Source organism: Nonomuraea sp. NPDC001699 (assembly GCF_053596455.1).
Genome location: NZ_JBSFGF010000001.1, coordinates 275,563 through 296,432 on the forward strand (window position 1 = coordinate 275,563; position 20,870 = coordinate 296,432).

Annotated in this window: 19 protein-coding genes; 14 read left to right on the forward strand and 5 right to left on the reverse strand. The window is 71.3% G+C overall.

Annotated elements, in window-relative coordinates; all coding sequences use genetic code 11:
* Positions 1 to 69: 69 nt before the first annotated feature.
* Positions 70 to 1,506: a type VII secretion integral membrane protein EccD gene (gene eccD, locus ACWCSU_RS01380; RefSeq protein WP_449932793.1), complete on the forward strand. Its 1,437-nt coding sequence runs from the start codon at positions 70 to 72 to the stop codon at positions 1,504 to 1,506.
* Between the two features lie 29 nt (positions 1,507 to 1,535).
* Here eccD and ACWCSU_RS01385 read toward each other — a convergent pair whose 3' ends face one another.
* Complete coding sequence (locus ACWCSU_RS01385; RefSeq protein WP_364086237.1) at positions 1,536 to 1,964, reverse strand: YbaB/EbfC family nucleoid-associated protein; 429 nt, start codon at positions 1,962 to 1,964, stop codon at positions 1,536 to 1,538.
* A gap of 125 nt (positions 1,965 to 2,089) precedes the next feature.
* On the opposite strand from ACWCSU_RS01385, the gene ACWCSU_RS01390 reads away from it, so the two are divergent.
* The 9 genes from ACWCSU_RS01390 to ACWCSU_RS01430 all read left to right on the forward strand — a co-directional run bounded on the left by ACWCSU_RS01390 (position 2,090) and on the right by ACWCSU_RS01430 (position 8,237).
* The gene (locus ACWCSU_RS01390; protein ID WP_357702509.1) at positions 2,090 to 2,404 is read left to right on the forward strand and encodes a hypothetical protein; all 315 of its coding nucleotides are present in this window, start codon (positions 2,090 to 2,092) and stop codon (positions 2,402 to 2,404) included.
* A complete protein-coding gene (locus ACWCSU_RS01395; protein ID WP_449932796.1) occupies positions 2,401 to 3,315 on the forward strand; it encodes a hypothetical protein in 915 nt (304 codons plus the stop codon). Before ACWCSU_RS01390 ends, ACWCSU_RS01395 begins: the two co-directional genes overlap by 4 nt.
* Positions 3,316 to 3,361: 46 nt before the next feature.
* On the forward strand, positions 3,362 to 3,805 hold the full coding sequence (locus ACWCSU_RS01400) for a YbaB/EbfC family DNA-binding protein (RefSeq protein ID WP_364086240.1): 444 nt from the start codon (positions 3,362 to 3,364) through the stop codon (positions 3,803 to 3,805).
* A gap of 126 nt (positions 3,806 to 3,931) precedes the next feature.
* A complete protein-coding gene (locus tag ACWCSU_RS01405; RefSeq protein ID WP_357702515.1) occupies positions 3,932 to 4,258 on the forward strand; it encodes a WXG100 family type VII secretion target in 327 nt (108 codons plus the stop codon).
* A gap of 13 nt (positions 4,259 to 4,271) precedes the next feature.
* Positions 4,272 to 4,586: a WXG100 family type VII secretion target gene (locus tag ACWCSU_RS01410; protein WP_357702517.1), complete on the forward strand. Its 315-nt coding sequence runs from the start codon at positions 4,272 to 4,274 to the stop codon at positions 4,584 to 4,586.
* A gap of 52 nt (positions 4,587 to 4,638) precedes the next feature.
* The gene (locus tag ACWCSU_RS01415; protein WP_357702519.1) at positions 4,639 to 5,043 is read left to right on the forward strand and encodes a hypothetical protein; all 405 of its coding nucleotides are present in this window, start codon (positions 4,639 to 4,641) and stop codon (positions 5,041 to 5,043) included.
* Between the two features lie 9 nt (positions 5,044 to 5,052).
* Entirely contained in the window at positions 5,053 to 6,480 is a 1,428-nt protein-coding gene (locus ACWCSU_RS01420) for a hypothetical protein (RefSeq protein ID WP_449932799.1), read from the forward strand.
* Positions 6,481 to 6,490: 10 nt separating this feature from the next.
* Positions 6,491 to 6,949: a hypothetical protein gene (locus ACWCSU_RS01425; RefSeq protein ID WP_449932801.1), complete on the forward strand. Its 459-nt coding sequence runs from the start codon at positions 6,491 to 6,493 to the stop codon at positions 6,947 to 6,949.
* Between the two features lie 7 nt (positions 6,950 to 6,956).
* Positions 6,957 to 8,237: a hypothetical protein gene (locus ACWCSU_RS01430; RefSeq protein WP_357702525.1), complete on the forward strand. Its 1,281-nt coding sequence runs from the start codon at positions 6,957 to 6,959 to the stop codon at positions 8,235 to 8,237.
* Positions 8,238 to 8,452: 215 nt separating this feature from the next.
* On the opposite strand, the gene ACWCSU_RS01435 is transcribed toward ACWCSU_RS01430, so the two are convergent.
* Complete coding sequence (locus ACWCSU_RS01435) at positions 8,453 to 9,373, reverse strand: M23 family metallopeptidase (protein WP_364086252.1); 921 nt, start codon at positions 9,371 to 9,373, stop codon at positions 8,453 to 8,455.
* A 130-nt stretch (positions 9,374 to 9,503) separates the two neighbouring features.
* On the opposite strand from ACWCSU_RS01435, the gene ACWCSU_RS01440 reads away from it, so the two are divergent.
* Together ACWCSU_RS01440 and ACWCSU_RS01445 are read left to right on the forward strand one after the other, a co-directional pair.
* Positions 9,504 to 10,589 (forward strand): hypothetical protein, encoded by a 1,086-nt coding sequence (locus tag ACWCSU_RS01440; protein ID WP_449932804.1) that lies wholly within the window; start codon positions 9,504 to 9,506, stop codon positions 10,587 to 10,589.
* Positions 10,590 to 10,602: 13 nt separating this feature from the next.
* On the forward strand, positions 10,603 to 11,340 hold the full coding sequence (locus ACWCSU_RS01445) for a hypothetical protein (RefSeq protein ID WP_357702531.1): 738 nt from the start codon (positions 10,603 to 10,605) through the stop codon (positions 11,338 to 11,340).
* A gap of 65 nt (positions 11,341 to 11,405) precedes the next feature.
* Here ACWCSU_RS01445 and eccB read toward each other — a convergent pair whose 3' ends face one another.
* Both eccB and ACWCSU_RS01455 read right to left on the reverse strand, forming a co-directional pair.
* Positions 11,406 to 12,809, reverse strand: coding sequence for a type VII secretion protein EccB (eccB, locus tag ACWCSU_RS01450; protein WP_357702533.1), 1,404 nt, complete (start codon positions 12,807 to 12,809; stop codon positions 11,406 to 11,408).
* Positions 12,810 to 12,864: 55 nt separating this feature from the next.
* The gene (locus ACWCSU_RS01455) at positions 12,865 to 14,487 is read right to left on the reverse strand and encodes an alpha/beta hydrolase (RefSeq protein ID WP_449932807.1); all 1,623 of its coding nucleotides are present in this window, start codon (positions 14,485 to 14,487) and stop codon (positions 12,865 to 12,867) included.
* Positions 14,488 to 14,566: 79 nt separating this feature from the next.
* Here ACWCSU_RS01455 and ACWCSU_RS01460 point away from each other — a divergent pair, with 79 nt between their 5' ends.
* Positions 14,567 to 15,130, forward strand: coding sequence for an ArsR/SmtB family transcription factor (locus ACWCSU_RS01460; RefSeq protein ID WP_449932809.1), 564 nt, complete (start codon positions 14,567 to 14,569; stop codon positions 15,128 to 15,130).
* Positions 15,131 to 15,160: 30 nt separating this feature from the next.
* Here ACWCSU_RS01460 and ACWCSU_RS01465 read toward each other — a convergent pair whose 3' ends face one another.
* Positions 15,161 to 19,846, reverse strand: coding sequence for an FtsK/SpoIIIE domain-containing protein (locus tag ACWCSU_RS01465; RefSeq protein WP_449932811.1), 4,686 nt, complete (start codon positions 19,844 to 19,846; stop codon positions 15,161 to 15,163).
* 349 nt (positions 19,847 to 20,195) lie between these two features.
* Between ACWCSU_RS01465 and ACWCSU_RS01470 the strand changes: the two genes are divergently transcribed.
* Positions 20,196 to 20,870 (forward strand): hypothetical protein, encoded by a 675-nt coding sequence (locus ACWCSU_RS01470; protein ID WP_449932813.1) that lies wholly within the window; start codon positions 20,196 to 20,198, stop codon positions 20,868 to 20,870.

Consider the following 20,870-nt stretch of genomic DNA (forward strand, 5'->3'; position numbering starts at 1 on the left):
CCTTCTTACCAGATGTGCCTTACGTCCGAGTTGAGGTCTGAGTTAACACTGTCTCGCTATGTTGTGTTTGTGACATCGTTGGCCGAGATCCCGCCTCCACAGCAGGGCGCGTTGCACCAGGTGCCCGCTCCGCTCCCGCCGCTGTGCCACGTGACAGTTGTAGGGCCGCGCAGGAAGGCCGACCTGGCGCTGCCCGCCGACATCCCGCTGCCGCACGTGCTTCCCGGGCTGCTCAGGGCGATGGGCGAGCTGGGCGGCGACATCGCGACCGCGCCCGGCTGGACGCTCCAGCGCCTCGGCGGTCCCCCCTTCGACCTGGGCCAGAGCCTCGGCGCGCTGGGCGTGCTGGACGGCGAGATCCTCTACCTGCGCCCGCGCGCGGTCGCACTGCCGCCGGCCAGGTTCGACGACGTGGCCGACGTGGTCGCCACCGGCGTGCGCGAGGGCAAGGGCAAGTGGTCGGCCGACCTGACCCGCGGGATGGGCGGCGGCGCGGCCTGCGGGCTGCTCGTCGCCGGCGCGGTGGCGCTGGCGTTCGGCGGGCTCACCCCCATGGTGACCGCGATCGTGGCCGGGGCGCTCGCGCTGCTGATCATCGGCGTGGGGATGGCGATCTCGCGGGCGGTCGGCGACTCGGGCTCGGGCGCGCTGATCGGGTACGCCGCGCTGCCGTACGCGTTCCTGGCCGGGCTGCTCGCCCCCGCCGCCGGCGGCGGATTGGCCACGGTCGGCGCGCCGCAGCTCCTCGGGGCGCTGGCCTGCACCGCGCTGGTGGCCACGCTCGGCGGCACCGCGATCGCCGACGGCGTGCCGGGCTTCCTCGGCACGGCCATCGCCTCGATGGCCGGCGCGATCTGCGCGGCCGTGATCATGGTGACCGGGGCGTCGCCCGCAGGTGTGGCGGCCGTCGGCGCGGCCGTCGTGATGGCGTTCAGCCCGCTGGTGCCCGTGCTGTCGTTCCGGCTGGCCCGCGTGCCGCTGCCGTCCATGCCCACCAACGCCGAGGAACTGCGCGGCGACAACCAGCGGCTCGACAGCGCCTCGGTGCTGGAGCGCACGGGCGCGGCGCGGCGGTACGCGACCGGCATGATCGTGGGCGTCGCGCTGGTCGGGGCCGGGGCGCACGCGCTGTTCGTCGCGGACGGCCGGTGGGTCTCGGTGGCCATGTCCCTGGTGCTGGCGTTCACGCAGATCATGCGGGCCCGGGTGTTCCAGGGCGTCGGGCAGCGGTTGTGGCTGCTGCTGGTCGGGCTGACCGCGCTCGGCGCGGTGGCCGTGTCCGTCGGGATCGGCATGGGCGGCGTGGCCTCCGTGGCCGTGGTGCTCGGGCTGCTGTGGGCCGCCATGGTGGTCGTCGGCATGGGCGTGTGGCTGCCCGGCGGCGGGCCCTCGCCGTTCTGGGGGAGGGCCGCCGACATCACGGAGTGGGCGCTGATCGTCGCGCTGGTGCCGCTGGCGCTCGGGGTGCTGGAGGTCTACGCCTGGATACGCGGCCTGGCCGGTTAGCCGTACCGGCCTGGGAGGGGGGCCGGGGCTCAGTCGTCCGACAGGACGCGGCGGCGGATGGCCTCCAGGGCGTCGAAGCGGTCGTTCAGCTCCCGTGAGAGGCCGTCCTGGAGGTCCTGGAACTGCCGGGTGACCGCCTCGGCCGACAGGCCGCCGAACGACGCGGGTGGGATCACGTCCCTGAGCCTGCGTGACTGGTCGTCCTGGGCGGCTCGGACGGCCTGGACGATCTCCTCGGTCAGTTCGTCCAGCTCCAGGCGGCTCGCCCTGGGCGCCAGCCTCAGGTCCTCCAGGCGGCCGTCGGCGTCCACGCGCGCGGTGACCGCGCCGCTGCGGCTCTCGCCCTGGCCGGTGACCAGGCTGAGCTCGTCCAGCATGCCGGCCAGGTTGCGGACCGAGCGTTCGCTCTCGCTGATCACGCGGTCGAGGTCGTCGGGGTTGAAGTCGATGGGGTCCATGGCCTGCACGCCACCGCCCGTAGGTTAACGAAAGGGGAGCGGTGGTTTTCCGTCCCCTGAAGTGATCACGAAAACCGCGCTATGGGTACTGAAATAGGGGCAAACCGCCGCAACAATCGGACGTCGTGGCAACGAATCGGGAAATCCATATCACCTCGACGACCATCGGCAAGACGCGCCAACGGGTGGAGTCCGAGCTGAAGACGGGGATCGTCGGTTTCGTCAAAGGCCTGATCCCGCTCACGGCCGTGGACGGCCTTGGCTTCGGCATCCTGGGCAACATGATCATCGGCAGCACGTACGAGGCCGTCATGGACCGTGCCGACGGCCTGATGGGGGAGGCCGAGGGCGCCCTGGACGGCTGGTCCGGCGCGCTGACCGTGTGCGAGCGCAACTGGCGGGCGGCAGAGGACGCCAGCATCATCCAGTACCGCGCATGAGCGACCCCTATCTCGACGCCATCAACAAGGGCAGGGGCGCCTCGCGCGGCGGCGGCGGTTCGTCCCTGCTGAAGGCGGTCAACAAGGGCGGCTCGGTCGGCCCGCCGCGCTCGCCGTCGATCCCGCTCAACCCCGCCACCGGCAAGCTCGGCCCGGTGGGCGCCGGCTCGGCGGAGTCGCTCAGCGCGCGGGTGCTGAACCTGCTGAAGCGCGCGGGCCGGTTCTCGCCGTACCTGGTGGCCGTGACCGCCATCGTGGCGGTGGGCGCGGCCGACGAGTTCGCCATGGCCGAGGCGGCCAACGTCTGGAAGTACGGCATCAGCGCCCGCCTCGACGACGGCGTGAAGAACCTCATGCCGCAGATCCTGGCCACGTCCAGGACCGGCTGGATCGCCGCCGACCAGACGGAGTTCGGCCGCGTGCAGGCGCTGTTCCACCAGGAGATCGGCGCGCTGCGCAACTCGTTCGGCGAGATCGGCGGCGTGCTGGACGAGGTGGCCGCCGGGGTGCGCAACTACTGGATGCAGATCGGCTCGACGGTCGTGACCGGGATCACGCTGCTGCTCACGGCCGTGCGGATGAAACTGGCGCCGGTCCCGCAGGTCGCGGCGGCCGGGATGATCCTGGAGCACCTCGTCGGCTCGGCGCTGATCAGCGCCGCCGCGATCATGACCGGGATGCTGGCGCAGCTGCTCAGAGGCGGCATGCAGGTGCTCGGGACGCTGATCAGGAAGCAGCACCAGTTCGGCTTCGTGCTGCCGGGGGGCGCGGCCGCCGTCGACTTCGGCCGGGCCACGATCGACGCCAAGAACCTGCCCTCCTTCCAGGAGCCCGCCGCGCCCGGGCAGTTGCCCGCCGGGTACCAGGGCTTCGACTGGGTCGTCCCTGAGGTGAGTACCACAAAGCCGTGATTGTGGTTAGATCGCCGGGATATGCCCTAGGGGAGGGATGGAGTCGATGGCGGATTTCGGGGACCTCGGTGACATCGACATGGACCGGCTCCTGAACAACATGGACGAGCAGCTCAGCAAGTCCGAGGAGCTGCAGAAGGCCATGTCCGCCCTGGTGGGCCGGGGCGAGGACGACGGACACCTGATCCTCGTCGAGTACGGCCAGGAGGGCCTGCGCACGCTGGACATCCAGCCGAAGGCGATGCGGCTGAGCGCGGTCGAGCTGTCGGAGAGGATCAAGGTGGCCGTCGATCTGGCGACCGTCGACCTCCAGCGGCAGGCCGACGCGCTCCTGACCCAGATGTTCGGCGAGAGCGGCAACCCGATGCGGATGCTGGAGAACCCCGACCAGGCGCTGCGTCAGATCCGCAAGGCGGAGGCCAGCTACGAACGGGCCTTCGAGAGCACCATGCAAGAGTTCGACAGAATCCGCCGCGAACTGGACCTGTGATTGACCAGGGCGTTTGCTGGCATGTCGAGAAGTTGTTACATCTAGGCCACTGAGTCCGCTGTTACTCATGGGGGCTTTGGTGCTTATATGGGTAAGCGACCGAAATGATCGTTATGGAGGTGACGAGTGTCCGAATTCTTTGGGGCAAGCCCGAGCCAGATCAAGGTGGCCTCTGGCCACGTGGTGGACACCGCCCAGTACATCGAGGGTCTGAGGACGGCGGTTGAGACGACCTCCAACGGTCTTCTCAACACCGGCTGGCTCGGCCCTGCGGCGGCCAGGTTCAAGAACGCCATGACCAACTGGGACAACTCCATGCGGGCCGTACGGACCGACCTGGAGGGCATCGCCGACAAGATGGGCGTCAACGCGGTCGTCTACTCCGCGGCCGACCAGGACGTCCAGGCCGGTATGGGCCGCGTCGAGTCCCTGATCAACGTCGACATCAAGTAGGGAGGGGACCGCGATGTCAGCTGAGCTGGACTTCACCAAAGTCAACTTCGGGCACATGGAGCTCGCCCAGGGCGACTTCATCAAGATCCTCGGGTCCTTCGAGAAGGCCACCGACGACCTGATGACCCGGCTGAAGAACGACCTGGCCGGTCACTGGGAGGGCCCGGACGGCGCCGAGACGTTCTTCCGGCAGCACGAGACGAAGTGGCAGGCCGCCGCCGCCCAGATGCGCGGGCAGCTGGACGAGCTGCAGAAGGCCGTCCAGATCGCGAACGAGAACTACCGCGCGGCCGAGAACCGCAACAAGTCCATCTGGTACGACGGCTGACGTTTTCGTGTCGGCCACCCCTGCGGTGGCCGAGCCTTGTGAGGGGAGGATCATGGCCGGGCTCGAACCCGAACCGTGGCCTGGGCTCGACGACACCGACGCCGAGCTCTACTACGACGTGGGCAGGATGCGCGCCATAGCCGACGACCTGGAGATCGCTCTGGCGCTCACCCAGGGCGCCGGCGGCAACAGGAACGGCGTCACCGGCTCCGTGGAGACCCTCACCAGGTACTTCACGCTGGGCGAGGAGCACATCGGGCGGTGGCCGGCGGCCAGCGCCCTCGCACACAGCGTGGGCAGCACCGGCGCGGACCCCGGCGGCCAGGTGTCGCTGGAGGGCCGCGGCGCGTTGCTCGCCGGTCTGTACCAGGACTACGTCGAGTGCTGCCAGAAACTGGTCAAGGCGATCAGGGACAGCGCCGACAGCTACGCCAAGACCAACCCGGGCCGAGAGTGAGCAGCAGCGTTGGCTGAGCGCAAGGTCGACATCCGTGACGAGTCCCGGCGTCCGACGACCGGGCCCGTCACCGCGTCGCGGGAACAGATCGAAGGATGGCTCAAGGCCACCTCCGCCATGGAGGTGCACGACCGGGGGCTGTCCTACAAGCAGGTGGCCAAGATCATCCGCGGGGTGGCCGAGGCGCTGCCCCAGATCGGCAAGGACCTGTCCGGCGCGTGGCGGTCGGACACGTCCGCACAGGCGCAGCGGGCGCTGCAGCTGCTCAACGCCTCCGGCCAGGAGATCGCCGAGGCCATGGACAAGATGTCCGAGGCGCTGATCCTGTACGGGCGTGACTACCTGCCGACGGCCATCGAGGAGGTCGAGGCCGCCAAGAACGCGCAGACGGCCACCCCGAAGCCCTCGGCGGGCCCGCCGCCGAAGGCTCCGACCTCGACGCCGTCGCCGTCGTACACGCCGCCGGTGCTCGGGCCCCAGACGTCGCACAACTACCCGGAGCCCAAGCCCGGCCTCACCAAGTCGCCCACCGAGATGCAGGCCGACGTGGCCCGGCGGGCGCTGGAGAAGCTCAACAACCACATCGTCGACCTGTACGACTTCCGCATCCCGGCCAGCGTCGTCGTCGAGCTGCCCGAGGTGAAGCCGGCCGAGACGCCGGCCCCCGAACGGGACATGCCGCTCGACCAGCACACGCCGTACACGAAGGGCACGTACTGGAACGGCGGCGGTTCCGGCGACTCCGGCGGCGGCTCGAACGGCTCCGGGAGCGGCGGCGGCGCCCACGGCGGAACCGGCGGTTCCGGTGGGTCGGGCGGATCGGGCGGATCGGGCAGCGGCGGTAACGGCGGCCAGGACGGCGGTAACGGCGGCACCGACCCCCGCCCCGGGGACCAGACCCCCGGCGGCGACACCCCCGGCACGGACCGTCCGGACACCCCCGGGACGGACACCCCGGGCACCGACCCCTCGGGCGGTCAGGGCACCGGATCCGGCACCGGCGGCTCGTCCTCGACCGGCGACGGCACCACACCCCCCGTGCTCGACAACAACACCACCGGCGACCGCGCCACCCAGCCGCAGGACGTGGACGCCCGCGACCCGCGCGCCACCGAGACGGCCGGTTACCACCCGACCATCACGCCCACCAACCCCACGCCCCCGAACCAGTCGTTCGTGACCCAGCCGACCTACCCCTCACCGGCCTCGGGGACGCCCGCGGTGATCGGCGGCCCCGGGTCGTACACCCAGGGGAGCGCGCCCGCGGCGGCGGCGGCACGGGCGGGCGCGGCGGGCGGCGGCATGCCGTTCATGCCCTTCGCCGGCGGCGGCGGGCAGGGCGCCGAGCAGGGACAGGTCGAGACCTCGACCCTCCTGAAGGAGGACAACGACGTGTGGAGCCACCACGAGGGCTCCATCTCACCGGTGATCGGTTAGGGAGGCGGCCATGGCGCTCGAACTGGACCCCAACTGGCCCGGGCTCGACGGGGACAAGGACAACTTGACCAACCGCACGGAGATCAAGCGCATCGCCGGCGAGGTGAACGAGCTGCTCAAGAAGCTCAAGACGCCCACGCGTCCACCGGTCACGGAGTTCCTGACCGCGCCTGGGGCCAAGGCCCCCGAGCCGCAGTTGCCCGAGGGGGCCGGCGCGCTGCCCGACCTCCAGCGGTACTGCGCGCTCAGTCAGAACCAGATGGGCGAGTGGCCCGCCGCCATGCACTTCGCGCTGGCGGTCAACTCGGCCTATTCCCAGCTGATCGGCGAGCAGGGTTCCGCCAGCGGCCTGTACGCCTCCATGGTCGAGCAGGCCGGCAGCACGGTCGAGGCGCTGCTCGACATCTCCAAGGCGTCGGACAGCGCCGAGCAGGCGACCGAGGAAGCCGCCGCGCGGCGGGAGGTCTGAGACAGCCATGGCCGAGCCCAGGAAGCAGACGTTCAAGCTCGTCTACAACACCGGCCCCGTCGACACCTCCACCCCGGACGTGTCGTTCATGGGCAGCATGTTCACCGACACGCTCTCGAAGGTCAGGGACTGGATCGACGCCACCGACCCGGGTTCGGTGAAGCTGGCCGGTCTCTACTACTCGCACGCCGAGGCGTTGCTGAACGGGTTCGCCGGCGATCTGAAGACCAAGGCGGCCGAGCTGGCCAAGAACTACACGGGCCCGGCCGCCGTCGAGACGCAGAAGCAGCTCCAGACGCTGCACGCCAGCGTGCGCGAGCTGGCCAGGAAGCTCGGCGAGATGGGCCGGCCCCTCCAGGGGTACGGCGAGACGCTGCACTGGGCGCAGGCCAACGTGGTCGAGTCGATGGACCACGACTCGCGCACGGACCGCGACGTGGACTGGGCCGGACGGGTGCCGTTCTACCGGCTCTACCGGGGGGACAAGCGGGCCGTCGAGCACCTCAAGAAGGTCAACGAGCGCATCGTCGAGCACTACAAGCAGCTGCCCGCCGAGATCCAGACCGCGCTGCCCGACCCGAGCGTCCCCGAGCTGCCGGACTTCAACAACGGCGGCGGTGGCGTGCCCGGTCCGGACCTGAACGGCGACGGCCTCCCGGACAAGTACCCCACGGCCTCGTTCGGCCCGAACGCGGTGCCCGGCGGGCCCGGGTACGTCGACGGCAAGCTGCCGGGCGACGGCGGAACGGGGACCTATCCGACGGTTCAGTACCCCGACGGCACCAGCGGCTCCGGCGCGAACGTCGGCGGCGTCCCGGGCTACGACGGCGGGGACAACCCGTACGGTGGCGCCGACTCCTCGGCTCTGAACGGCTCCTCGCTGGGCTCCGCGCCCAACGGGACGTCGCCCAACCTGTCCACCTCCCTGCCCCCGGGGTCGAACGACGGGACCACCAAGCTGGCCGGGTACGACCCGTCGTTGTCCGGCATGAACAACAGCGGCTACCCCACGTCCACGTCCACGACCGGCGGCTCGCCCTACGGCTCGGGAACGGGGTCCGGCGCGGGCGGCATGGGGACGGGGCAGGGAGGCGTCGCGGTCAACGCCGCCGCCATGCGCGGTGTGAACGGCGGTTCGGGCTTCGTCGCCCCGGGCATGATGGGCGGCGCGCCCGCTCGCGGCGGCGAGGGCGGCGAGAAGCACACCGACGAGAACACGACCTGGCTCGCCGAGGACGACGACGTGTGGGGCGGCCCGGAAGGCACCACGCCGAGCACCCTCGCCTGAGGCCCACCCTGCCCCCTCACCCGGCTCCACCCCCCGGAGCCACCGCACCACACCTCCGGCCCGCACCCGGCGACCGGCTTGCTCTGCGTGCGTGCCCGGCTCCGGCCCCCGGAGCCACCGCACCACGTTTCCGGCTCAGCCCTCGTGACCGGGCCGCCCGCGCTGATCGGGGTGGCGCCCGGAGGCGCCACCCCGATCACGGACGTGCGGTCGCGTCAGCCGCAGTGCTCGAAGGGGCTGTCGTACGCGGCCGAACCGACCGCGCCGCCCCACTTGACGCAGGTGCGCGACGCCTTGGCCCGGACCGGACCGGCGTAGTACTGGTAGCTGCCCGCGTCGGTGGTCCGGGCCTTGCCCTTGACCTCCAGGTAGGCCCGCACGGCCGCCTTGCCGGAGCCGCTGTTGCGCAGCGTGGTGACGCAGTTCTGGCCAGTGGAGGCCGAGTACAGCAGCACGACGCGACCCTGGCTGCCGAGCGGCGCGGAGTCGATCTGCTTGAAGCCGGCGCCGCAGACCTGCTCGGCCGAGTACGGGTTGCCGCTGCCGCCGCCGGTGGGCTTGCCCGGGTTGCCGGGGGCGGGCGTGCCGCCGCCGCCGCAGTTCTTCGACGTCAGCGTCTGGTGGCTGTAGCCGAAGGTGGAGCCGTTGAACTTGGCCGCCACGATCGAGCCGGACGACGTGCGCTGCTCGTAGTGCAGGTGGGCGATGATGCCCTTGTACTTGGCCGAGGTGTTGCCGACCTGGCCGATCTGCTGGCCCTGGGCGACGTTCGCGCCCGCGGAGACCGCCCGCGACTTCATGTGGGCGTACAACGAGACGCTGCCGTCGGCGTGCCGGATCTTGACCACGTTGCCGAAGCCGTCGGTGGTCCGGTACTCCGACATGATCACCTTGCCGGCCGCCGAGGCCACCACGGTACGGCCGAGGTCGGCGTTCCCGTCGTTGTACCTGCCGTTGAAGTCGATCTCGTAGCCGGCGGTGTGCGCGCTGCTGTCGTTGCTGTCGCCGGTCCAGGTCTCACCGCACGGGAAAGGAAGCTGGTGGACGACGGCAGCGCTGGCGCTGGCGGCGCTCGTGCCGGCGAAGGGCAGCGCGGCGATGCCGCACACGCCCACAATCAGGGTCTTGATCCGCATATGGGAAAGGCTGCCATCCTGATCGACGGCGAGTCTAGATCATTCGCAAAGTGTTCACGCTAAAAGTCGATATTTGTCGATATTGTAGCCAGGACTGTGCAAAACGCAGTTTTCGGACAGGGAGGGTCAGATGGGCGCAGGGGAGAACTCCGCCCCTAACCTGGGGCAATCCTCGGCGAGTGCCCTCGGCGGCGGCGTCACGATCCGGTTCACCGACAAGAAGATCAGCAAGCTGGGCAGCGACATCGCCGACCAGGAACCCAACATGGGCAAGATCGAGACGAACACGAAGGGGATCACCATCGAATCCCCCGGGTTCGGCATTGTCGGTCTCGGCCTCTCGTACGCCCACGAGCAGATCAAGGATGGCGCGAGCGGCACGGTCGCCATGGCGAGGACCGTCCTGAAGGACTACAAGACCGCGCTGGAGAAGCTCGAGAAGAACTACGAGAAGGCCGACAAGGACAACGACGGCCTGATCAACGAGATCGGCGACGACGGTCCCGGCGGCCCCGGCGGTCCGGGCGGTCCCGGCCCCATCGACACCAATCTGGGTGGCGGTGGCGGTATGCCGAAGATGGAAATGCCGGACAACAAGCTTCCGGACGACAAGTTGCCGGACAACAAGCTGCCCGACCAGAAGTTCCCCGACCAGAAGCTGCCGGACGACAAGTTCCCCGACCAGAAGCTCCCTGACCAGAAGCTGCCGGACAACAAGCTGCCCGACCAGAACCTCCCGAACTCCAACCTGCCCAACTCCAACCTGCCCGACCCCAACGCGGTGAACGCGAACCTCCCCAAGACGCCGTCCATCGAGGACCAGCTCAACCACAACACCGGCGTCCCGGACCTCAAGAACACCGTCCCGGACCCCTCGGCGACCAAGCTGTCCGGGTTCGACCCCACCGGTTTGAACTCCGCCATCCCCAGCACCGGCAACATGACCGGTATCCCGACCGACTACCCCACGTCCGGCGGCTACGGAAGCGGCTCCGCGGGCGGCGGGACCACGGCGGGGGCAGGCGCCGGCGCGGGCGGCCTGCGCGGCGCCGGCGCGGGCGCGGGCGGCATGTCGGGCATGCCCTTCATGCCCATGTCGGGCGGCGCGGCCGGCAACGAGCAGAACCGCGATCGGGACAAGGCGGAGTACGTACGCGGCGACGAGAACGACTGGCTCGACGACATGGACATCGCACCGCCGGTCCTCGGCGAGTGAGAAGGGAAACGACATGGCATACGAAGCGGATCGTTATCTCATCCTCGCCGCGGCCGGTGTGACGAGCGCGAACGCGGCGGTGCTCTTCGAGTATCCGGTGGCCAGGAACGTCGCGATGTTGGTCATCTCCCTCGTCTCGCACCCCGAAACCCTGATGAAGGCGGCCAAGGACTGGGCCTCGATGGACTTCGAGGCCGTGGCCAGGGATGTCGCCAAGCTCTCCGAGGAGATCGCCACCAAGGAGTACTGGACGGGGCCGGCCTGGGAGGTGTTCAAGGACTCCGCGCACGCCTTCGCCAAGCAGGTGGAGGCGTCGTCGACCTACTTCAAGAGCGTCTCCGGCGGCATGGACACGATCGGCACCCTCTACCACTACGCCGTCTACGTCGCCTGCCTGGCGGCCACCATCACGACGGCCCTCGCCGTGGCGAAGTGGATGACCTTCATCGTCCCCGTCTTCGCCGCGGTGGTGCTGCGGGGGCAGATCAACGGCATGCTGATCGCGCTCGGCCAGATCCTCAGAGGCGTCGTCGGCAAGAACGTCAAGTCCGCCGCGATGCTCGCCGGCATCCTGGCCACCGTGAACGGCATGTGCGCCATGATGACCCAGTCCATCGACAAGGGCCGTCCCAAGGCCGACTTCGCCCCCAGCGACCTGGAGTACGTCGACAGGGGGAGCGACAGTGTCGGCACTCTTCAGCGGAAGAACGGCGGAATGCCGAGCATGAACCTGGGCGGCGGCCTCATCTAGCCCCTGCTCACCCCGCCCGGCGGCCCATGCGCGCCGCCGGGCCGGGGTGTGCTTACTGGGCCGTCTTACTGGGCCGTCACCTGTACCGGCGAGCGCGCCGCCGTCGGGTCGAGCGCCGGGCCCTCCGGGATCAGGTGGACGAGGTTGTAGGGGACCGGCGCGACGTCCTCGGCGCCGTACCCCAGCTTGTTGATCTGGTCCCCGGACTGCAGCGGGAACTTCCTGCCCTGGTCGGTGAGCAGGAAGTAGGTCTGCACGAACGCCTTCTGGCCGTCACCCGGCAGCAGGCCGCCCAGCGCGGCCCCTCCGGCGGGCAGCAGCACCTGGTCGAAGTGCTCCTGGTCGCCCCGGGCGGTGGGCACGGGGATGGCCATCGTCGCGCCGACCGTGATCTTCGCCTGCGCCGAGCCGTTCTGGGTGTCGGCGTACACCGCGCACAGCGCCGCGGCGGAGGTGATCGTCTTCGGCAGGCTCGTCGGCAGGCCGCCGACCGTGAGGTTCTGGCGGGAGGTCCTGCCGTTCGCGGTGGCCGCGTCGATCTCGATCGGGACGGCGGCGCGCCTGCCGTACGCGGTCTTGGTCCTGGGGTCGGCGAGCAGCAGCGTGGCCTGGGTGAGGTTGACGGGGGCGAGCCCGTCGGCGAGCAGCACGTACCAGCGGTCGGGGGCCCCGCCCATGCCCTTCACGGTGTAGACCTGACCGACCGCGCCCTTCCCGCCTGCGGGGGCGACGGCGCGCCGGCCCAGGCCGGTGATCCCCGGCGGCATGAGGTCGGGGCCGGGGGGAATGGCGTTGATCCAGGTCGAGGGCACTTTTCTGGGATGCGCGTTGAGCGCGCGCACGCCGGTGTCGGACACCTTCATACGGTGGTCGTTCCAGATCACCCAGCCCTGCTGGCCGTCCGTGACGACCAGCGCGTCGCCGCCCACGGGTGTGCCGCCGACGTCCTGGCCGCCCACCAGCGTGACGTACGGTCCCCGCACCCCCGCCTGGGTCGGCTCGGTCACGCAGGCCGACCACGGCCCCTTGATCAGCTTCTCGCGGGCCGGGAGGCTGTCCGGCGCCCCCGCGATGCCCACCAGCGGCCCGCGTGGCAGCGTCGCCAGCGAGGCGGCGGAGACGTTGCGCACCTTGAAGTCGGTCGCGTCGAGCAGCAGCAGCGCCGAGACGTAGTTGGCGGTCGGCAGCAGCCGCGCCTGCTCCTGGCTGTAGACGTAGGTGGCGCCTGTCTCCTCCTCGACAAGGAGCTGCCCGGCCTCGGTCAGGTTCGTCGCCCCGCCCGGCTTGAGCAGCCCCCAGATCCCGAACACCGCCGCGATGAGCACGCCGACGAGCACGCCGCAGAACATCGCCACGTTGTGCCGCCGCATGGGCGTCTCCGGCACATCGGGCTCAGCCTGCAGCAACGCCATGCCCAGGCGCTGCTGCATCAGCCGATGAGCCTGGTAGAGGTCCTTCCGGGTCTGCATCTCACCTCTCCCGTATCGCAGGGATCAGCATAGAACGCTCTTGTGTCATGAACCCCTACGGAAGCAGCAAACCCCAATAGAACGCCCACGGAACGAAGGCCACGCCCGCCGCGACGAGCAGGCCCAGGCGTACCCGCTCGCCGGTCGCGCGCTCCTGCCGCCACCTGCGCGCGGCGAGCACCGTCGCCACGACGGTGGCCACCGCCAGGGCCTGGAGCGCCAGCCAGAGGAGCGGCCTGCCGAGGATCATCGGCCCCGGCGCGGCCAGTTTCCCGCCGGTCGAGATCAGGTAGAACAGGTACGCGAACCCGCCGAGCGCCACCGCCGGCCCACCGGCACTGACCACCCGAGCCGCCCCCAGACCCCTCCCAGGTGCGCCGTACCCCACGCCGCGTCTCTGCCCAGGTGTGCCGTGCGCCGGGTCGCCGCCGCGCCTCCGGATCCTGCGGACCACGGCGACCAGCGGATACCCGGCGAACCCCACGAGGAACAGCGCCAGCGCCACCGACTGCGTGAAGGCCGACTCCCACCACGCGGGAGGCGGCACCCCGACGGAGTCGCTCGCCTGGACGGGCGCCGGCCCCGACACCTCCGCGACCGGAGCCCGCCCCGAGACCGCCTTCGCCACCCAGCTCCCCACCAGCTCGGCGTAGCCGGGAGCGAGCTCGGGCGACCGCGTGACGCCGCCGTCCGGGGTCAGGTGCGCCGCGTGATCGGCCCCCTCGAAGAACCGGAACGTGTACCGCCTGTTGCCCCCCTTCTCCAACGCCGCGCGGAACACGGGCGGCGTCTCCCGGGGCGGGGTCAGCAGGTCGTGCACCCCCCAGATCGCCAGCACCGGCTGCCGCACCCGGGCCAGGACCGCCTCGGAGTCGTAGTAGGGCTCCGGGAACATGCCGCCGTCCGCGATCGCCCGGTACAGCTTCGGCTCGGCCTGATCGACGAGCGACCCGGCGACCCCCGCCTTGCGCAACCCGGCCGCCACGGCCCACGTCTGCTGCCGCAACGGCTGCAGCGCGTTGGCCCCGACCACCACCACGAACGCGATCTCCTTGGACTTCGAGGCGGCCAGCGGCGCGACCCACCCGCCCTCGCTGAGCCCCCAGATGCCGACCTTGCCGGGATCGACCCCCGGTTCCTGCCGCAGGGTCGCGACCGCGCCGAGCGCGTCCTCGGCGAGCTGCTCGTACGACCGCTGGAACAGCGAGTACCCCTCCGAGCGCTTGTCGTAGACCAGCACCGACAGGCCCTGCCGGGCGAAGGCGACGGCCTCGCCCAGCAGTTTCTCCCGGGGCGTGCCCGTCCCCGCGCCATGCACGAGCACGACCCCGGCCCGCCCGCCCGTGCCGTTGCCGCTCCGACCCGCCTGCCCGCCCGTGCCCTGGGCCGGGGACGTCGCGCCGCTGCCGGACGGGCTGATCACGCTGCCGCGCAGCTCCAGCCCACCGCTGCCGCGAAAGCTCACGTCGTGGACCGCCAGGTCACCGGGCACCGCCGGCCCCGCACGATCGACCAGGACCGATCCGGCTCCCACGGTCCGCCCGGCGACGGTCGTCCCGGCCTTGGGGACGAGGTCAACGGCGGCGGCCCGAGCCAGTCCGGGCGTGTTCAGCCATAACAGGACACCGGCGACGGCACTGAGGAAGACCGCGACGGCGGCCGTGAGAATTCTCCGCATACCGCCGACGTTAGTCTGCAGAGAGTTCTCGGCAAAGAGATGTCTGCAGATATCCTTCTCAAGGACTAGCCTGCTCCTCATGAAGGATGACGAGCCCCTGGTGCTCCGCGACCCCGACCGGCTCAAGGCCCTGGCCCATCCCATGCGCCGCCGCATGCTGACCCACCTGAACATCCACGGCCCCGCCACCTCCACCACCCTCGGCGAACTGCTCGGCGCGAAGACCGGCACCACCAGCTACCACCTGCGCCAACTGGAGAAGTACGGCTTCATCGAGGAGATCCCCGAACGCTCCTCCGGCCGCGAACGCTGGTGGCGCCGCGCCCAGCTCCCCAGGGACATCCGCCTCCCCGATCCGGGCGAACTCGGGCCGGAGGAGCAGGCCGTCCTGATCGAGTTCCATCGGATCGGGCTGGAGGAGGACCGCGCCCTGCTGGACCGCCTCCCCGCCGCCTTCCAGGCCGACCCCGACTGGGTCAAGGGCTCCCGAGGGCTTGCCCGTATGACCAAGGACGAGCTGAGGGAGTTCCACGACGCCTACGTGGCCCTGCTCCTGAAATACAGCCACCCGGCGGACGAAGCCCCACCCGACGCCCGCCCGCTGTACGTCCGCATGTACACCCTCCCGGCGGACGAGGACTGACCCCCGGCGCGGCCCGGAAGTGGGCAGTGGTCAGGAGGTGTCGGGGAGGGCCGTCTGGACAGGGGTGACGTTGCCGGTGGTGACCAGGAGGCCGCGCCCTGGAGGACCGCCGCCGGCCCCGCGGGGCAGCCGGATGCCGAACAGGTCGCCGTCGGTCGGGCCCTGGACCGACAGGAGCACCCCCGTACGGGACTTGCGCGTCTCGGCCACGAACCCGCGGTAGACGACCGCCAGATCACCGGTGGCACCGGCGATCAGCAGGCCGTGATCGCCGTCCCGGCCGGAGCGCAGCACCTCCTCCAAGGCGGTTCCCAGCGGTGAGTCCGGGTTGACCAGCTCGGCGTCGTCCACCACCACGACGTACTGGCTCAGGTCTGCGACCAGTTCGGGCAGGTTCGTGGCGTTCCCGTCGAGCACGGCCACGGCGTCCGCCAGCTCGCGCAGCGGGCTCCGCCTGGGCGCGACGGCGATGACCGGCGTGCCCGCGGCGACGAGCGACCGCGCGGCCGTCACCAGCACGGACGACCGCCCCGAACGCGACGGCCCCGCGACCACCGCGCCCGGTCCGTGGGCCAGCAGGTCGAAACCGAGCGGGGTGAGCGCGTCCCCACCCGCGCCGACCAGCGCCCACAGCGGTGACGGCGGCGTGAACGCGGGATCGAGGTCCATCGTCTGGGAGGCGGTGATCCGCATCGGGAGCGCGTCGACGCGCAGCGGCCGCTCGCCCTCCCGGCCTCGGCCGTCGAGCCCCGCGGACTGCGGGCTCGCGGAGCGGGCCAGGGCCTGGAGGGCGGCGACCTGGGCCGGGCCCGCGGGATCGGCGGACAGGAGGGCGATGTGGTGTTCGGTGATGCCGTGCTCGCCCAGCGACAGGGCGCGTCCCGGAGGCATGGACGCGGGCAGGCCCTTGAGCGGGAAACCGGCCAAGCCGTAGTCGGACGGGTCGGCCAGACGCAGGAGAAGGCGGTCGTCGAAGACCGTCGAGACCTGGCCGAGCAGGCCCGACCGGTCGCTGGTGACCACCGCCCGCAACCCCACCGCCGGGCCCTCGCGCAGGAGCTGGAGCAGGGCTTCGATCAGGCGCCCGTAGTCGTAGCTCTCGAACGCGGCGACGAAGCCCTCCCAGCGGTCGAGCATGAGCACCAGCCAGGGCAGGCGGTGCCCGGCCTGGCGGTATTCGGCCAGCGAGGCGTGGCCCGCCTCGGCCAGGAGCTGCTGGCGGCGGCCCACCTCGGCGCGCAGGCGGCCGAGCAGGCGCTCGACCCGTTCGATCTGGTCGCGGGTGACGACGGCCCCGCAGTGAGGCATCGCCATGACGGGCAGCAGCGCGCCCGAGCCGCAGTCGATGGCATGGACGTGCACGTCGGCGGGCGACGTCCGGGCCGCGATCGCGCCCGCGATCGTGCGCAACGCCGTCGAACGGCCGCTGCGGGGGGCGCCCGCGATCAGCAGATGGCCTCCGTTGGCCAGGTCGAGCGCCAGCGGGCACCGATCCTGCCGCCACGGACGATCGGTCACCCCGAACGCCAACGCCCCCACCTCGGGGAACCCCTCGGCCGCGCCTTCCGGTGACATGGGCTCGCCGAGCGGTGGCGGGCCGGTGGGGGGCAGGTCGAGGGCCAGCTGGGTGGGCAGAGGGTCCAGCCACGGGCTCGGCTGGGCCGGGACGCCCGCCAACCGGGCGGCCTCGATGAGCGCGTCGGCCACCAGCCCGAGGTCGGTGCCCGCCGACTCCTCCTCCGGCTCCGGAGGCGGCGGCAGGGCCCTGCCGAGCGAACGCCAGTCGACCTCCAGCACGCGCACGCGCCGGGCCGGGCCATCGGCGGACGGCGTGCGGGCGGGGCTGCGCCCGCCGACCCGGGCCGTCTGGACGGCGATCGCCGCCCCCGCCCCCGACCGCACGTAACACCGCCCAGGGGTGGACTTGGAGATCGCGGCCGCGTCGGGAAGGTCGATGACGTCGGTGGACTCGGCCGGCTCGGTCACCCGCAGCGCGATCCGCAGCGACGTGTTGGCCTGGATGTCGGCCGTGACCACGCCGGCCGGCCGCTGGGTGGCCAGGATCAGGTGGATGCCCAGCGAACGGCCGCGCCGCGCGATGTCCACCAGGCCGGCCACGAAGTCGGGCAGCTCGGCCACCAGCGCGGCGAACTCGTCGATGATCAGCACCAGGCGCGGCAGGGGCGCCTCGCCGGCGTAGTCGTCGATGTCCTTCGCGCCCGCCGCCAGCAGCAGGTGCTCCCTGCGCCGGATCTCGGCCGCCAGCGAGTCGAGAGCCCGCTGGGTCAGGTGCCCGTCGAGGTCGCTGACCATGCCGACCGTGTGCGGCAGGCGTACGCACTCCTTGAAGGCGGCCCCGCCCTTGTAGTCGATCAGCACGAACGTGAGCTGGTCGGGCCGGTTGGCCACCGCCAGCGAGCAGATCAGGGTCTGCAGCAGCTCGGACTTGCCCGCGCCGGTGGTGCCGGCGATCAGCCCGTGGGGGCCGTCGAACTTGAGGTCGACCGAGAACGGGCCGTCGGGGCCGACGCCGATCAGCGCCTGGGTCGTGCCGTGGGCCCGCCACCGGCTCGCCAGCTCCTTGCCGGCGGGCTCGGGCATGCCCATCAGGTCGAGCAGGCGCACGGCTCCGGGCAGGTTGCCCGCCGGATCGTCCCTGCTCACGTCGCGGATCGGGGACAGGGCCCTGGCCAGCCGGTCGCACCAGGCGGACGAGACCAGGTCGCCCAGCACCGGCCCGATCACGTCGAGACCTCCGCCGAGCAGGCGGACGAGGCCGTCGGAGCCGCACGCCGCCACCGTCTGGCACTCCTCGGGCAGCAGCCGCTGGTCGTCGTCGATGGCCAGGGCGAACACCCCGGTACGGGGGCCCTGCCGCAGGACCTGGGGCATGTTGGGCAGGCCGCGCAGGATCTGGGCGCCGTCGAGGATCACCAGCACGTCATGGGGACGCACGTCGTAGGAGGAGAAGCTGGGCTTCTCGGGACCGCCCAGATCGTCCCAGCCTGTTGGGATCTTGCCGAACTCGGGGATGGCGGTGTTCTGGCGTTCGTCGATGAGCGCGGCCAGCTCGGCGACGCGGCGGGCGGCCGACTCCGGGTCGGTGCCGACCAGGGCCACGCAGTCGTCGCCGGAACGCGGGGCGCAGTGCGGCAGCCAGCGTGTCCAGCCCCAGCGGCGTTCGCCGTCGGCGCGCGCGGACACGACCACGATGGCCAGGTCGCGCGGGCTGTGCAGGGTGGCGGCCTGGGCGATCAGCCAGCCGGCCAGGCTGGTCGCGGCCTCACGGGGGCCGGTGACGCCCGCGACGCCGAGCCGGCGCATGGCCAGCGCGACCGGCACGGCCCGGCAGAGCGGCGGGTCGATGGGGCCGCCCTGCTCCTCCGACAGGTCGAGGTTGGCGGGCAGGTCGGCGAGGCCGACGCGCAGCCGCAACGAGTCGGCGTCGTGGATCCTGCGCTCCCACAGCCGCCTGCGCGGCCCGGTGGCGGTGAGCAGGACCTGGGCCGGGTCGGGCGCGTCGGACCGGCGCGCGGCCTCGTCGGCGACCCTGGCCTGCTCGACCTCCTCGTCGTAGGCCCGGACCCGTTCGCCGAACTCCTTGAGCGCCTGCTTGTGCTTCTTCCTGCCGTGGCGGCGGTCGCTGACCCACTGGCCGATCATGATGATCGGCGTCATCAGGGCGACGAGCAGGTAGTAGGGGGCGCGCAGGGCGAAGGCCAGCGTCACGCCGAGCACGGCGGGCAGGAGGGCGGCCAGCAACTGCAGCCGCATGCCCTCGGCCCTGGTCGGCTCCTTGGGCCTGACGAACTTGCGCGCGGGCTCGGGACGGCGCAGCCTGGGCGGCCGGTTGTAGGCGAGGCCGCCCTCGCTCCTGGGGGCGAGGTGGGCGTCCTTCGGCTCGATCGAGGTCAGCACGAACACCGACGATCCGCAGGTCAGGACCGCCTGGTCGGGCCACTCGGCGGGCTCGGTGAGCGCCCTGCCGTCGAGCTCGGGAGTCTCGCCCTGTTCGGCGGCGAGCTCGGCCGCCTCCCGCTCGGCGACCCGCGCGGTCAGCTCGGCGACCTCCTCGGCCCACCGCCCCTTGAGCTTGAGCCTGGAGGTCTGCCCGGGGCCCTGTCGGTACGCCCGCTCGACGGTGATCGCGTCGGGCGTCACGCGCACGGCGACCGCCTCGGCGGCCAGGAGGGGGTCGGCGACCGCCATCGCGCACGTCGGGTCGGACCCGATGACGTGCACGCCCAGCCCCAGGCGGTGGACAGTGCCCGCCGCCGGGCCGCCGATCACGCGGACCTCGGCCACCCCGCCGGGCTCCTCGACGACGGTGGCGCGGGCCAGGCGCGGGTCGAGCGTGACCTTGTCACCGTCGCGCAGGACGGCCGCCGCCACGGCACGCGGATCAAGGGGACGCCCGTCGCGCCAGAGCAGGGCGCCGGAGTCACCGGGCACGCCGGCGGGGGCGTCGAGCCGGTCGGGGACGCGCGGACGGGGGATGCGCGCCTCGACCCGGCCCCGCACCTCGGCCTCGGCCTCGGCCTCGGCCTCGGGCGACAGGCCGTAGGGCGCGCGTGTCCTCGGCAGGTGGACGACCTTCGCCATGGACGTGCGCCCGCTCAGCGCCTCGGTCACCCCGGCCACCGTGGCGCCCTCGTCGCCGTCGATCACCACGTCACGGTCGCCCTGCTCGCCGAGCACGGTGAGCATGATCCGCATGTGCCGTCTCCTCGCTCGACCTCGGGCGCCAAGGTAGCGCCAGAAGCGAGAGTAGGCGTCCCGGTTGACGCCAACGGCATGAGAACGCGTTCCTGTGGATAACTCGCGGGCTCACTCTGGAACAATTCTGATAAACCTGTGACCAGCGTGACCGAAGATAAAATTGTGACTACCATGCCGATAAATCGGTATTCGTCAACTTGGTAGAGACAATAGGCATCGATTGTTCCGGGTTGACATCACGCCACCTGCGAAACAAGCATGGGTCCTCGCATTCCGCCCACGCCTCACCCGGGCGCCCCACATAATGGGCGTGAATTCCGCATTTCACAATGGGAGCCCCCCACCCATGAGGACCAGTGAAAAACCTGTCGCCGACAACGCGGCGGGGTTGTCCGGCCCGGCCTCGCGCAAGCTCCCCGTGCCCCCACGCGAACGCAAGCCGGCCCTCGCCGCGCTGGCCGTCCTGCTCATTCTCGGCGGCGCGCTGGCCACCACGCTGCTCGTCCTGCGCAGCGGCGACCGCGTCTCCGCCATCAGGATCACCCAGCAGGTCGGCGCAGGCCAGAAGTTCGTGGACGGCATGCTCGAAGAGGTGAAGATCGCCTCGGACACGGGCGTCGACTACGTCCCCTGGTCCCGTCGGGGCGAGGTGACCAAGAGCTTCGCGGCGGTCACGATCCTGCCGGGCACCCTGCTGACCAACCGGATGGGCAGCAAGGCCAGCGACGAGCTCGGCCCGGGGAAGGCCACCGTCGGCCTCGCCCTCAAACCCGGCCAAATGCCCGCCGGAATTGAACAGGGCGACCGCGTCCAGGTGGTGTACGTGCCGAACCGTACGGCTCAGGGGCAAAGCCGCGTGCTCGCCGAGAGCGCGCTCGTGTTCAGCACGGGCGACAAGAGCAGAACCGGCGGTAATTCCGGGCAGATCACCGTGATCGTTGATTCGTCCGACTCGCCACAAATACTCGCCTACGCCTCCAGCGGAGAGATCGCGGTGGCCGAGCTTCCGGGAGCGCGCTGA